Origin of the sequence: Flavobacterium luteolum, assembly GCF_027111275.1 — a bacterium.
Lineage (GTDB): Bacteria > Bacteroidota > Bacteroidia > Flavobacteriales > Flavobacteriaceae > Flavobacterium > Flavobacterium luteolum.
The window spans coordinates 3,750,565-3,764,668 of record NZ_CP114286.1; the positions used below are offsets into that span (position 1 = coordinate 3,750,565).

General features: G+C 31.3%; 15 protein-coding genes. 8 read left to right on the forward strand and 7 right to left on the reverse strand.

What is annotated here, in order from left to right; all coding sequences use genetic code 11:
- Positions 1 to 46 precede the first annotated feature (46 nt).
- Genes OZP10_RS16030 through OZP10_RS16040 form a run of 3 tightly spaced genes read right to left on the reverse strand, consistent with a single transcriptional unit; the run spans position 47 to position 3,008 of the window.
- The gene (locus tag OZP10_RS16030; protein WP_281631780.1) at positions 47 to 1,249 is read right to left on the reverse strand and encodes a DUF4350 family protein; all 1,203 of its coding nucleotides are present in this window, start codon (positions 1,247 to 1,249) and stop codon (positions 47 to 49) included.
- Positions 1,242 to 2,018, reverse strand: coding sequence for a DUF4129 domain-containing protein (locus OZP10_RS16035; RefSeq protein WP_281631781.1), 777 nt, complete (start codon positions 2,016 to 2,018; stop codon positions 1,242 to 1,244). The genes OZP10_RS16030 and OZP10_RS16035 overlap by 8 nt, the downstream gene beginning before the upstream one ends.
- Before the next feature lie 9 nt (positions 2,019 to 2,027).
- A complete protein-coding gene (locus tag OZP10_RS16040) occupies positions 2,028 to 3,008 on the reverse strand; it encodes a stage II sporulation protein M (protein WP_281631782.1) in 981 nt (326 codons plus the stop codon).
- 20 nt (positions 3,009 to 3,028) lie between these two features.
- Between OZP10_RS16040 and OZP10_RS16045 the strand changes: the two genes are divergently transcribed.
- From OZP10_RS16045 to OZP10_RS16070, 6 genes are all read left to right on the forward strand, one after another.
- Positions 3,029 to 3,772: an RDD family protein gene (locus OZP10_RS16045; RefSeq protein WP_281631783.1), complete on the forward strand. Its 744-nt coding sequence runs from the start codon at positions 3,029 to 3,031 to the stop codon at positions 3,770 to 3,772.
- Positions 3,773 to 3,883: 111 nt separating this feature from the next.
- Positions 3,884 to 4,735: a hypothetical protein gene (locus OZP10_RS16050; protein WP_281631784.1), complete on the forward strand. Its 852-nt coding sequence runs from the start codon at positions 3,884 to 3,886 to the stop codon at positions 4,733 to 4,735.
- Positions 4,736 to 4,820: 85 nt separating this feature from the next.
- Entirely contained in the window at positions 4,821 to 5,423 is a 603-nt protein-coding gene (locus tag OZP10_RS16055; protein ID WP_281631785.1) for a trimeric intracellular cation channel family protein, read from the forward strand.
- 2 nt (positions 5,424 to 5,425) lie between these two features.
- On the forward strand, positions 5,426 to 6,373 hold the full coding sequence (locus tag OZP10_RS16060; protein WP_281631786.1) for a FemAB family protein: 948 nt from the start codon (positions 5,426 to 5,428) through the stop codon (positions 6,371 to 6,373).
- Positions 6,370 to 7,470 carry a DegT/DnrJ/EryC1/StrS family aminotransferase gene (locus OZP10_RS16065; protein WP_281631787.1) on the forward strand — a complete coding sequence of 367 codons (1,101 nt, stop codon included), beginning with the start codon at positions 6,370 to 6,372 and terminating at the stop codon, positions 7,468 to 7,470. The genes OZP10_RS16060 and OZP10_RS16065 overlap by 4 nt, the downstream gene beginning before the upstream one ends.
- Before the next feature lies 1 nt (position 7,471).
- A complete protein-coding gene (locus OZP10_RS16070; RefSeq protein WP_281631788.1) occupies positions 7,472 to 8,746 on the forward strand; it encodes an O-antigen translocase in 1,275 nt (424 codons plus the stop codon).
- Here OZP10_RS16070 and OZP10_RS16075 read toward each other — a convergent pair.
- Positions 8,743 to 9,879 (reverse strand): glycosyltransferase family protein, encoded by a 1,137-nt coding sequence (locus tag OZP10_RS16075; RefSeq protein ID WP_281631789.1) that lies wholly within the window; start codon positions 9,877 to 9,879, stop codon positions 8,743 to 8,745. The two genes, OZP10_RS16070 and OZP10_RS16075, sit on opposite strands and share 4 nt — an antisense overlap.
- Before the next feature lie 44 nt (positions 9,880 to 9,923).
- On the opposite strand from OZP10_RS16075, the gene OZP10_RS16080 reads away from it, so the two are divergent.
- Together OZP10_RS16080 and OZP10_RS16085 are read left to right on the forward strand one after the other, a co-directional pair.
- Positions 9,924 to 11,006, forward strand: coding sequence for a glycosyltransferase (locus tag OZP10_RS16080; protein ID WP_281631790.1), 1,083 nt, complete (start codon positions 9,924 to 9,926; stop codon positions 11,004 to 11,006).
- The gene (locus OZP10_RS16085; protein WP_281631791.1) at positions 11,006 to 11,413 is read left to right on the forward strand and encodes a sugar 3,4-ketoisomerase; all 408 of its coding nucleotides are present in this window, start codon (positions 11,006 to 11,008) and stop codon (positions 11,411 to 11,413) included. The genes OZP10_RS16080 and OZP10_RS16085 overlap by 1 nt, the downstream gene beginning before the upstream one ends.
- On the opposite strand, the gene OZP10_RS16090 is transcribed toward OZP10_RS16085, so the two are convergent.
- Genes OZP10_RS16090 through OZP10_RS16100 form a run of 3 tightly spaced genes read right to left on the reverse strand, consistent with a single transcriptional unit; the run spans position 11,396 to position 13,896 of the window.
- The gene (locus OZP10_RS16090; protein ID WP_281631792.1) at positions 11,396 to 12,325 is read right to left on the reverse strand and encodes a glycosyltransferase family 2 protein; all 930 of its coding nucleotides are present in this window, start codon (positions 12,323 to 12,325) and stop codon (positions 11,396 to 11,398) included. The two genes, OZP10_RS16085 and OZP10_RS16090, sit on opposite strands and share 18 nt — an antisense overlap.
- Positions 12,326 to 13,213: a glycosyltransferase family 2 protein gene (locus OZP10_RS16095; RefSeq protein WP_281631793.1), complete on the reverse strand. Its 888-nt coding sequence runs from the start codon at positions 13,211 to 13,213 to the stop codon at positions 12,326 to 12,328.
- Positions 13,213 to 13,896 carry a cell division ATP-binding protein FtsE gene (locus OZP10_RS16100; protein ID WP_177212503.1) on the reverse strand — a complete coding sequence of 228 codons (684 nt, stop codon included), beginning with the start codon at positions 13,894 to 13,896 and terminating at the stop codon, positions 13,213 to 13,215. Before OZP10_RS16100 ends, OZP10_RS16095 begins: the two co-directional genes overlap by 1 nt.
- Positions 13,897 to 14,104 lie beyond the last annotated feature (208 nt).

Sequence of the window (14,104 nt, forward strand, 5' to 3'; positions counted from 1 at the left end):
TTTTTTATAAAATCATTTTAATTCTTTTAATCTTTGGTTAAATAAATTAATGTAAAATCTTCTCTATTGCTGTGTTTATTTTAATCAAATCTTCTTCAAGGCTTCCGTGATAACTATTTCTGTGATCGTTGATTAGCTGAATCACATCGCGTATATCTTTTTCGTCTTTTCCTGTTTTATAATGCAATTTGGTTATAAAATCGTCATCGAGTTTGGTGGTGTCAAGCAGATAATCGGTTCTAATTTTTTCTAAAAAGTAGATAATCTTTTTATCAATGATATTAGTATGATCTCCTTCTTGATAATATAAATTCCCAATAGTTTTGGTAAAATCAACCGTTAAATTCTGCAATGGTTTTATGATAGGCACGATACGCTGTTTACGTTTTGCATTGAAAATCATAAAAATTAGAATTCCGATTAAGCCTAAATACCAAGCCGATTTTAAAGCGGGCTGACTCCAAATATAACGCAACGGAGAACTTGAAATTCGCTTATCGTTAAAAGTTTTATTATACCAGAAAATATTTCCTTTTGGAATATAAGAAAGTACATTTTCTGCATATTGATAATGATCTTTTTTTAGCAGATTATAATTGGTAAATGCCACTGGCTGCGTATGCAGATAGAGATAACCATTTTTATAAGGAACTTCTATAAAATTGACCTGTTTTTCTTTTTTACGATTGATTTGATATCCTAAAACTTTTGTATTTAAAGTATCTATTTTAGAAAAATAATCGCTTAAACCAGTATTTAAAGTATATTTTTTTGAGCTAACTTTTTTGTTTGCCATCCAAGTCGAAATACTGTCATTGGGCATAAAATCGGTTTTTAGCTCAATTTTTAAAGAATCCAGCAGCGTTTTCGGAAATACTTTCATGCTTAAAAATGCGTTATTTCCGTGCGAAACAAAATATAGAATTTCTTTCATCGAACCTTCGTCAATATTATCGGCTTCAGAAATATTCATGAAAGTACCTTTAATTCTATACGATTCTACGTTTTCTCTATCATCATATTGAGAATCGAAATATTCGTAAGGAGTCTGTGTCGAAATTCTTTCCACTTTTTGTTTAAAAAGACCTTCGACTTCTTGATCGAAAACGTACAATCCGAATGGGATTTTGTCTTCAACAGAATACGTTGGAGTCCAGTCAATAGGTTTTGGCTGTCCTTTGTCTACGAGTAATGTTATTCCGAAAATTAAAACCAGAATAGCAATGTATATTTTAACTTTATTATCCATTGCCAAAGGTTTTTAGTGCTTTTTTAAATCTGTTTTCAGTCTTTCTAAATGTTGCATCATCAATTTCAAATTCTCCATACCAAATATAATTGTATAGATAAGAAAGATAAGTAAACTCTTCTTTATGAGCAGGATTGTAAAGTTCGTACAAATAATCAGAATTAGTTTTTTCGATATCCCATTCAATATAATGGTGCTGTGCCATTACTTTTAAAAGCCATAAATAGTAATAACGTACAGCGATTCTTTTTTCGCCAGCTTCTATACTTTCTTTAATGAGTTTTTCAAAATCTAAAAGATGGATATTTTTTTCAGCATCAGAATAAAACAATGTTCTTTTATTGGCATTTTTCCCAAAAATCCATCTTCCTTCTTGCTTGGTTAAAGCTCTAACGATAAAATAAATTAGAACAATAACCACCAAAATGGCAATTATTCTAAATAGAATAGAAACAAAATTGAGAGACGTTTTTACACTGCTGAAATTAAAGAAATTAAAAATTTGTCTTGCTAACCAATGTTTGAAATGATCCCACCAGTTTTTTTCGGGAGCTTTGTATTCGTAGACAAAATCTTTATCAGTATATTTTTTTTTGAAATCCTTTTCAAAATGTCTAATCTGTATATTGCTAGAATCTACCTTAATATCTTTTTCTGTATACTTAATTCCGCTAATTTTTGGAGAATCTTGAGGCATGATAATAGTATCCTGAGCCTGAGAAATACTGCAGCAAAAAAGAAAAGATAAAATAAAAAATAATCTTGTCATTACTTGGTCTTAAAGTTTTTCGGCGGTTAAAGAGTGAACTTTTTTGTGTACAATAAAAGGATATATCAAGTAATAGAACGAAATTATTGCAAGCGTCACTAAGATAATAAAACTGCTTAGCCAATTGGGCATATCGATAGAATATCGTGTAATAAAACCTTCTAAAAATCCGGCACTTATCGTGAAAGGAAATGTGCTTAAGAATATTTTAAAGCTGTTCTTGAAACCAATTTTAAAAGAATTCATTCTCGAAAAAGTTTTAGGAAATAGGATAGAAGCGCCTAAAATAAATCCAGCAGTTGTTTCGATTACAATGGCAAAAATTTCCATAGAACCATGAATCCATATTCCTCTAACGCTTTTCCAAAAAACGCCCTGTTCGTAGAAAAAATATTGAAAAGAACCCAGCATAATGCAGTTTTGAAGGAAAACATTAAAAGTTCCGATTCCTGCAAAAATACCATAGAAATAACATCTGGCACCTACAAAAAGATTATTTACCGTAATACCAATAAAGCTTCCCCAATTACTTCCCGAACCATATACGGCCATCGGATTGCCTTTTTTTATATTTTCTAAAGTCATATTTACGTATTCGTCGCCCAAAATTAAGCGGACAAAATCACGATCATAACGAGCAGAAAGAACACCAATTGAAACCGTAACAAAAAATAAAACAAAAGCATAAACCAAATATCTTCTGTATTCGTAAACCAATAACGGAACTTCGATTTTAAAGAAATCTATTAAGCGATTTTGGTCAGTACGTTTGGTTTTGTAAATCTTCTGATAAATCTGAGAGGCAAGATGATTGAGGTACACAACCGTTTTACTTTTAGGGTAATACGTTTGAGCATACGACAAATCATTCATCATTTGAATGTACAAATTAGCTAATTCATCAGGATTTTTTTTAGCTTTACCAAAAATTGCCAGCTCAAACTCGAGCCACTTTTCTCTGTTTTGTTTTATAAAGGCGATTTCTCTCATTGTAGGCTAAAATATGAAATATGTCAGAATTATCTATTAATACGACACAAAATGTCAAAATAAATTTTATAGCGGCTTCCGTAGGCGAAAGGCTAGGAGCTTTTTCTATTGATTTGTTTATCATAATCTGTTATATAACAGCACTTTCTATTGTTCTTTTTGACTGGTTACAGTTAGATAGATTGATGGTTAATTTGGATGGATGGTCACGAGGCGCGATTTTTTTATTGCTCTATTCACCAGTTATAGTTTACTCTTTGGTTTTAGAAAGTGTTTTTGAAGGCCAGTCACTTGGCAAAAAATTAGTAAAAATTAAAGTCGTAAAAATTGATGGTTATCAGGCTGGTTTTGGAGACTATTTAATCCGCTGGTTTTTTAGAGTGATAGATTTTCTTACCTTTTTTGGACTTCCTGGACTTATCTCAGTTATTACAAGTCAGAAATCGCAAAGATTGGGCGATATGGCGGCGGGAACAGCGGTTATAACGTTGAAAAATAGAATTAATATCAGCCATACTATTTTAGAAGAAATCGGAGAAGCTTATGTTCCAACTTATCCTTTGGTAATTAAGCTTTCAGACAATGATATGCGTATTATAAAAGAAACTTTTCAAAAAGCAACCGCTAAAAACGATCATGAAATTATTTACAAACTCGTTGCTAAGATCGAAAGTGTCGCGGGGATTAAAAATCAATCAGGAAACAATAGCGATTTTATTAGGGTAATTTTAAAAGACTATAATTTTTACACACAAAACATGTGATTTTTTTTCTTTGAATAATTAATGATTTTTTCTGGTTTTTACTGATAATTGTTTAAGATTTATTCGTAAATTTATATATATACATAATTAATTCATAAAATTTCCAATCCAATGAAAATTACAAAGCCATTTTTATTCTTATTAGTATTACTGTCTGCTTTTGTGAGTTTTGCTCAAAGCGGAAAAAAATTAGATAAAATTATAAAAAGAGATTATCAGATTATTGAATGTACCGTTTTAAAAATGTCTGATAAAACAGTAGAGTATTCGCTTCCTGGCGAGACGGTTCAAATCTCGTTAGATGTTTCCCAAATTGCCAAAATAGATTTTGCGAGTGGAAGGTCTCAAACCTTTGATGTTTCTGCAGATACAAGCACCGGTTCTCAGAGTTCCTCTCAAAGTATTGCCAGTGCAGATATGAAACACAATACAATTGCAGTATTGCCAGTTCCTTATGTAAATGCAGATAATCAGCAAGGTTCTGAGGATATGGCAAAATTTGCTCAAAACGATTTGTACAATAAATTGTTAGACAAATCTTCTAACATTTTTCCGTTGACAGTTCAGGATTTGAGAACAACAAATAGCTTATTGCACAAAGCAGGAATAGACCACAATAATATTGACGAAACGCCAATAGAAGATCTTGAAAAAATATTAGGAGTTGATAATATTGTGGCCGCAAAAGTTTCATATACAATTGGAACAGGTACTACAGCTACTACTTATAATAGCGGAAATGCGAAAGTGAGCAATAACAACAAAAAAGTAACTACAAACGACATTTCTACAACAACAGCAAACAATCAGACGTATTACTACTATACGGTTTATTTTGATATGTATAGAAATACTGATAAAATCTACTCGCAAACCCGCAAGCCTTTCTTGGCAGTAAAAGACGGTTGGATGGATTCGATTACGTATTTGCTAAAAAGAAGTCCGATTTACGTAAAAAAATAAGGAATGTTTTATGAGTGAGAGTTGTTAAGATTATTCGTTGCAACTTTGTAACTTTGACCCTTTGCATCTTTGTAACTCAAAAAAAATGTTTCACTTACTTGATATTATTGGGACAATGGCATTTGCAATGTCAGGCGCCTTGACCGCAATGCACAAAAAACTCGATCCGTTTGGGGTTTTTATCATTGCATTTGTTACTGCCGTTGGAGGCGGAACACTTCGCGATGTCTTAATCGGAAGAACTCCTGTTGGCTGGATGCGCGACATGCAATATGTGTATGTGATCATTTTAGGATTTTTTTTAGCAATTCTTTTTAGAAAAAGTTTCGATAAACTTCGAACCTCATTGTTTCTTTTTGATACAATTGGGCTCGGAGTTTTTACTTTGATAGGTCTTGAAAGAGGAATTGTAACAGGTCTTCATCCTGCCATTTGTATTGCATTAGGAACCATGACTGCTTGTTTTGGCGGTGTAATTCGAGATATTTTATGTAACGAAATTCCAAACGTTTTTAGAGAAGAAATTTACGCAACGATCTGTATTTTTGGCGGAATTGTATTTTTTGGACTGAGAAAACTAAACTTAAACGATGATATATTGTATTTGGTTACTTCGCTAGTTATTATCATTATCAGGTTAATGGCGGTTAAATACAAATGGCATTTAAAAGCATTTGATCATAAGTAAATATGAAATATACCATAAAGAAGTATTCTCAAGATGATTATTCAATTTGGAACAATTTTGTTGCTCAAGCGAAAAATGCTACATTTTTATTTCATCGCGATTTTATGGAATATCACAAAGATCGCTTTGAAGATTTCTCGCTTTTAATTTTTGAAGAAGAAAAACTGCGAGCTGTCTTACCAGCCAATAAAAAAGAACATGCGGTTTATTCGCATCAAGGGCTTACTTATGGAGGTTTGGTTTATTTACCAAAATTGAAAGCAGTAAAAGTTGAAGCGATTTTGGACGAAATTTTGCTTTTTTTGAAAGAGAACAAAATCGATACTTTTTATTATAAACCTATTCCAGATTTTTATTTTTCTGAAGGAAACAAAGAAGCGGACTTTTTCTTAATGAAAAGAGGAGCAATTTTAGAAAGAAAAGAAATGAATCTGGCAATTAATCTTACAGCTTCTTTAAAGATTTCTAAAAGCAAAATGAAGCATTTTAGAAGAATTGAAAATTTAGATTTAGATATTTTTGAAGAAGAAAATTTTGATCCATTTTGGGAAAAAATTTTGGAGCCGAGATTAGCAGAAAAATTTAACACAAAACCAGTGCATTCAAAAGAAGAAATCTCACTTTTAAGATCTAAATTTCCTAAAAATATCAGACAATATTCTGCTTACAGGAATGATGAAATTATTGCCGGAATAACAATTTTTGAGACTAAAAATGTTGTAAAATCGCAATATGGTGCCACTTCAAAAATTGGAGAGGAATTTAGAGCATTAGATTTTTTATTCATTAATCTGATTCATAAATATAAGCGAAAAGGAAAGCATTTCTTTGACATGGGAATTGTGGACGATGAGAATGAATCAGGCTATAATTTGGGACTTTTGGCACAGAAAGAAGAATTAGGCTGTACGGTCTACAATCAGGATTTTTATAAAATAACAATAAAGTGATTCCATTTTTAGACCTAAAAAAAATAAACGAACCGTATGAAACTGCATTTCAGGAAAAACTGAAATCGGTTTTAGAAAACGGCTGGTATATTTTAGGAAAAGAAGTGGAAACATTTGAAAAAGCTTTTGCCGATTACTGCCATTCAAAATATTGCATCGGAGTAGGAAATGGTTTTGATGCTTTAGTTCTTATTTTTAAAGGTTATATCGAACTCGGAAAACTCAAAAAAGGCGATGAGGTTATCGTTCCTGCAAATACATATATTGCAAGTATTCTTGCTATTTTACAAGCCGATTTGGTTCCTGTTTTGGTCGAGCCAAGATTAGAAACCTACAACATAAATCCAGATTTAATTCTGGAAAAAATCACACCAAAAACAAAAGCGATTTTAGTTGTTCATTTGTACGGACAATTAGCGGAAATGGATAAAATAAGTGAAATTGCGAATAATAACAATCTTTTAATAATTGAAGATGCTGCGCAATCTCATGGCATAGAAAAGAATCTAAAACCTAAAAGCTACAATCTAAAATCGGCATCAGCGTACAGCTTTTACCCAGGAAAGAATTTGGGTTGTTTAGGCGACGGCGGAGCAGTTACAACAAATGACGAGGCATTAGCAAAAGTGCTTTTTTCGCTTCGTAATTACGGCTCAGAAAAAAAATATCACAACGAATACATTGGCGTAAATTCTAGACTCGACGAATTGCAGGCTGGATTTTTGAATCTGAAATTGCCAAACTTAGACTCAGATAATGAAAAACGAAGAACAATTGCAAAACGTTATTTGTCTGAAATTAAAAACAGTAAAATTGTATTGCCGTTTTGGGATTTTTCCAATAATCATGTTTTTCATTTGTTTGTTGTTCGAACAGAAAATAGAGAAAAGTTGCAAGAATATTTAGCTCAAAACAATATTCAAACCGTAATTCATTATCCAATTCCACCGCATCAGCAGAAAGCTTTTTCGGAGTGGAAAAGCTTGTCATTTCCCATAACGGAGAAAATTCATAAAGAAGTTTTAAGCTTGCCGATAAGTCCGGTTTTAACGGATTCTGAAGCTGATTATGTTATTGAAATTTTAAATCAATACTAATTTGAATTTTTATAGAAAAATAATTCAAACGAGTTTGTTTAAGATTGCTTCTTTAAACAGCTTTAGCGTTGTTTTAAAAATCGGAATTGGTTTGATTACTTCGAAAATATTAGCGATTTTTGTTGGACCAAGTGGAATGGCTTTGATCGGAAATCTGCGTAATTTTTTGACTTCATTAGAAAGTATTTCAACTTTAGGTTTTCAGAACGGAATTGTAAAATACACCGCTGAAAATGAAAAAAATAAAATTGAACTTCAAAAAATAGTTTCTACGGTTTTTATTACTTTGATAGGAATTGGACTTTTTTTAAGTTGCATTTTGTTTTTTACAGCTTCGTATTGGAACGAAAAAATATTTGGGAATAATTCGGAATATTTAATTGTTTTTAAAATTTTAGCATTTGTATTACCAACTTATGGACTTTCTATTTTTTTTATTTCTGTAATTAATGGTTTGGGCAGATTTAAAAAAGTAATTACAATCAATATTATTGGAAACATTGTTGGTCTGTTGACTTCTGTTTTTCTGATACTTCAATTTAAAACTACCGGCGCTTTAATGGCAATTGTAATTGCGCCTACGCTACTTTTTTTTGTAACACTCTATTTAGTTCAAAAAGAGATTCAGTTTTTTCAATTTATTAAATCAGATACTTTTGATTTTAAAATTTTGAAGAACCTTTCGTCTTATTCTTTAATGACGTTAGTTTCATCTGTTTTTGGCCCTCTTGTATTTCTTGCCATTCGAAATCATATTATTCAGGATTTAGGAATTGAGCAGGCTGGGTATTGGGAAACCATAACGCGTATTTCAACTTATTATTTAATGTTTGTTAGTACAATTTTGAGTGTTTATTTTCTTCCAAAATTATCCAAAGCTCAAAATAATCAGGAAACTAAAAGTGTTTTTTTGCAATATTATAAATATGTTTTGCCAGTCTTTGTATTTGCGTTGTCATTACTTTATTTTATACGTTTTTTTGTTGTTCAATTGCTTTTTACAAAGGAGTTTTTGCCTGTAACCGATTTGTTTTTTTGGCAGCTTTTGGGTGATATTTTAAAAGTTTGCGCGCTAATTTTGGGATATCAGTTTTTTGCTCAAAAAAATACTTCAGCCTTTATCATTACAGAATTATTTTCATTTTCGGTCTTCTATGCTGGTAGTTTGTATTTTATAAAATTATTTCAGATTGAAGGTGTTGTAATCGCTTATGCTTTTCAGAATGCATGTTATTTGATTGTTCTCGGAATTTATTTTAGAAAAAGCCTGTTTTAGTTTTCATTCCATTTATGGATATACTTTTCTGCAATTTTTAAAAAGTGATGTTCTCTCTCAATAAAAGCTCTCGCACGTTTTCCGATAGCTATAATTTCATCTGGATTTTCAATTAAAAAAGACAATTCTTTGACTAGATAATCGACGTCTGGAATGGCATTTATGCAAACTTTTTCAGAAAGATTATATCTCGCTATAAATTCTTTTTCGGCGCCTGTAAAAACTACTTTCCCTTTTGCCATTGCTTCCAGTGCATTGTAGCCTTGATCGTACGCATAAGCCTGATCCAGTAAAATATGACAACTATTGTACAGATTGACATATTCAGCATAAGGAATGCTTCGAACGGTTATAATTTTCACTTTTGAATTATATTCTTGCTCGATTATTTCTAGAGCTTTTTCAAAATAATCATTCCCTTTTTTTAGATAATTTTCAGTATTGATTCCGTGAAAAATGACAATTTTATCAGTGATGTCTATTGGCTGAAATAAAAGTTTTTCAATATTAATTGGATTCGGAATCATTCCTAAATATTTTTCATTTCCTTGTAGCGGAAGATGATAATCTAAATCTGTAGCGATAATTCCGTTTATATTTTTGTAAATAAACTGATGCAATTTTAAAAATGCTTTTTCGCGAAATTTTAAAATATTTCCAAAAGATTTTTCATCAATTTTGTGATTAAGATATAACGGAATTACAGATTTAAAATCGGGATTTTCGAAGCAATATTTCACATTAAGATAATCGTAGCCACAGCTCAATAAATATAGCTTTTGATTGCTTTTTATAAGATGAGAAATAATTTTTTTTTCAAAGTAAGGCTGACATTCAAAACTATTTTCATTTATTAACTGCACAACATGAAAACCAGAGCATTGTTTTTCGAATTTTAAAAATTGCCTAAAAGTCAGATAAGAACTAATATCGAATCCAGAGATTTTATAAACCGCAATTTTTGCTTTTTTCAGAAAGCCAGAATCCCATTTTTTTTGAATAGGAAAATCAACAGGAAAATTTTTAAAACCGTCATTGTGACCGATTATAAAAACTTCATGTCCTAAAGCCTGCAAACCATCTTTTAAAGAATTGTGCAAATGGCTGTATTCGCCTACCAGTAAAACTTTCATTTATATGTATATTTGACAAATATATTTACTTTTTCGGTTAAAACATGAATAAAAAGAAAGTTGCTATTGTTTCGATTTCCTTAGGAAAAGGAGGTGCAGAACGTTTTGCAGCTTTGCTTACTTTTATGTTAGAAAGTTCTGGTTTTGAAGTCCATTCCATAATTGTAAACGATGATGTCGATTATGAATATACGGGAACTTTATTCAATTTAGAAAAAGAAAGCGCTGGCTCGGTTTCTATTTTTAGAAAATTAAAAAAAGGGAAATTATTGAGAAACTATTTACTTCAAAATAGAATCGATATTGTCATAGACAGCCGGCCAAAAAACGTCTTATTGCGCGAATTAATTACCAAATTCATTTGCCGAAATTCAACAGTTTATTACATCGTTCATAGCTTTAATTTTAAAGATTACTTTCCTTCTTCAAAATTCTGGTCGAGAATACTTTACAAAAACGTAAAAGATGTGATTTGCGTTTCAAAAGCGATTGAAGAAAAAGTAAAGAATTGGTATGAATTTGAAAATACCATTACCATTTACAATCCTTTTTTTATTGCTGAAGAAGAATTGAAAAAAGCAGTTTTAGAACCGCAAAAAATAATCTTATATTTTGGACGATTTGAAGAAAAAGTGAAAAATTTCACATTGATGTTAGACGCTTTTTTGCAATCAAAAATATATGAGAAAGGATACCGTTTGCATTTAATGGGATCTGGAGATGATGAAGATTTTATCCAACAGAAAATTAAAACTTTGAATTTAAATGATTACATAAAAATTCTTCCCTTTAAACCAAAACCTTTCGATGAGGTTCGTGAAGCAAAATTTACGATTTTGACCAGTAAATATGAAGGTTTTCCTTTGTCAATAGTAGAATCTTTGGCATTAGGAACACCTGTCGTTGCTGTTGATTGTAATTCTGGACCGCGAGAAATTATTCAGAATGCACTTAATGGTTTATTGGTCGAAAATCATAATTCTGAAGCTCTTGCTCAAGCAATGAATCGATTTGCAGATGACGCTGAATTGTATCATTTTTGCAGACAAAATGCTGCTGAAAGCGTAAAACAGTTGTCTTTAAAACACATTTCTGATCAGTGGAAAAACCTTCTAAACAATCAATAATGACGAATATTTCAGATGTTCAATTGATCGAAATTCCTAAAATTCAAGATCGAAGAGGAAATCTTTCGGTTGTTGAAGGCAATACGATTCCGTTTGTTTCCAAAAGAGTATATTATTTGTACGATGTGCCAAGCGGAAGCAAAAGGGGAGGGCATGCGCATATAGAACAGCAAGAACTTTTAATCGCTTTAAGCGGCAGTTTTGACGTGGTTTTGAAAGACGGAAAAGACATTAGAACAATTACACTAAATAAACCAAATGTAGGTCTGCTTATTGTTTCGGGAATTTGGCGTGAGCTTAAAAATTTTTCTTCAGGAAGTGTTTGCCTCGTTTTGTCTTCTGGTGAATTTAGCGAAGAAGATTATATTCGAGAATACAAAAAGTTTCGATTATTTAAAGACAGATGAACCAATTCCAAAATTTGCTAAAAAGGTTTTAAAAGAAATTAAAAAACGTAAAGCAAATGCAGGTAAAAGCAACAAAGTTCTTTTCTTCCAGCCAATTTTTTTTAAATCAATTGGATTGTAATAGTTGTAAAAAAGAGCTTTTTCTCCAACCAATTTACTTTTAATGGCAAGTGAAAACCGATTTAAATCTAAAAAGTATTTTAGGTCTGAATTTGTTTTTTCGGCCTCTTCAAATTTTGAAAGATCTAAATTCTCTATAATTATTTTGCTGTTTTTTGATAGACTTTTTGGGTCGTAAACATAACGTGCCAAGATTTTCCATGAAAATACAATAGGGTAAACAAGTCCGATTCGAATCCATAAATCGGTGTCTTCGCCACTTTTAATTTTGGTTTCAAAGTTTCCAATTTCTTCGAAAACAGATTTATGAAAAACAGAACTTGAAGCACAGAGAACAGATTCTTTTATGCTGGCTTTAAAGTAATTTACTATTTCTAATTCTTCATTTGTTTTAGAAATCGAGTATTTCGCTGGAATCGTTTTTTTAGAAGTATCAAATTCAATAGCAGCAGAAAATACTTTTTGATCGGCTAGGTTTGAAATGTTGTTGAATATGGTTTCTAAAAAACTCGGATACCAATAATCGTCTGCGTCAAGAAATGCTATAAAATCAGCGTTTGCTTTCTCGATTCCGTAATTTCTGGCCGATGAAACACCCTCATTTTTTTTGCTGAAATACTGAATTCTAGAATCGTTAAACTGCAGTAATTTCTCTTCGCTTTTATCTGTAGATCCATCATTTACTACAATAATTTCAAAATCCTGAAAAGTTTGATCTAAAACACCTTGAATTGTATTTTTGATAAAATTTTCTTTGTTGTAAAGCGGAATTATAATAGAAAAAAAAGCCATTTATTTTGTTTTTAGAGAACAGTAATATCCTAATCGATAAATGTCAAAAAGGATAAGCGACGGTTTTTGACTAAGAAATTGTTTTGTCATTGCGGGTTTTAAAATCTTAAATCCGAATACAATAATTCCTTCTAAGTGATACTTTTTTATATTTTCAAAGTAACGCGATAACTTCGTATATTCTGATGGAATTAAATTGGAATCGACTAAGTTTTTTAAGCCTAGAACAGCTTCTTCAGATTTTCTTAAAAATGTTTTGCTGTCTTCTAATCCTAAATGAAAAACGGGATTCTCCATGTGAATCACCTCAATTTGATTTTGCTTTAAATCAAACGAAAACAAGGTGTCTTCATGTCTCAGATTTGGAATTTCTTCGTTGAATCTAACTTTTGCAAATACACTTTTTTTAATTAAGAAGTTTAAGGTCAGAAAAGAGACATGCGGTTTTTTTATACGTTCAGAAACTGCGAGGGCTTCTCTTTTTCTGCCATAAATCCATCTTAAAGTCTTATTTTTTGAAGGCTTGGTGCTTTCATATAGAATTCCACCATAAATTACTTTTCTATTATCGGTAATCTGCTCAATATATTTTGAAATAAAATTATTATATACCGGAAATGTATCGGCATCCAAAAAAAGCAGATTTTCATAAACTGCTTTTTGAGCCAATAGATTTCGGATTGCACTTCGTCCGATGTTTTTTTCTAAAATAGAATAATAGGTGTTTTCGAATTGATTAATTCTTTGGTTTTCTATGGTAAACTCCTGTGAAGCATCATCCAGACAAATAATTTCAAAAGGAATATGGCATTCTAAAGCTTGCTTATATAACGTTTCTACAAGAGCAAAAACATCATAATTGTAAACCGGAATTAAAATAGAAAGCATTACACGCTTCTTTGCACCACTTCGAAGATTCTTTCATCTTCACATTTTAATGTTTTCGATGGGAATTTCATTAATAAAGCATAATCGTGAGTAGCCATAATAACAGTTTTACCTGCGGCATTAATCGCTTTTAATACTTCTAATACTTCAGAACTTGTTTGAGGATCAAGATTTCCTGTTGGTTCGTCGGCTAAAATAAACTCTGGATCGTTAAGCAATGCTCTTGCAATCGCAACACGCTGCTGCTCTCCGCCAGAAAGCTGATGGGGCATTTTGTTCATGAAGTCTTTCATGCCTACTTTATCCAAAACTTCATCAATTTTGTGCTGCATGGCTTCTTTTTCGACCCATCCTGTAGCTCTTAAAACAAAAAGCATGTTATCTTTGATTGAACGGTCTGGAAGCAATTTAAAGTCTTGAAATACGATTCCAATTTTACGTCTTAAATATGGAATGTCGTTTTCTTTTAAAGTAGCCAAATCAAATTCAACAATATGTCCTTCACCTTCAATTAACGGTAAATCAGCATATAAAGTTTTTAGAAAACTACTTTTTCCAGAACCGGTTTTTCCGATAATGTAGATAAACTCACCATGGTTAACATCTAGGTTAATGTGAGATATAATTTTTCTTCCTTCTTGATATATAGTGACTTCTTTAAGAGATAGTACGGTTTGTGACATAATAAAATTGGTTTGAATGGTAAAAGTAATAAGATAACGGTTGTATTCAAAATAAATTTCAATCATTTCTTAAGAAAAGTTCTAGAAAAAGGACGAAAATTTAAATCATATAATCAGCCTTAGTTCATTTTAATTAATATGTCAAAAGCTCCTAACTTAGAATAACTTATATTGCCTTTAATGTTTCAGATTCGTTTTTTGTAGAGCT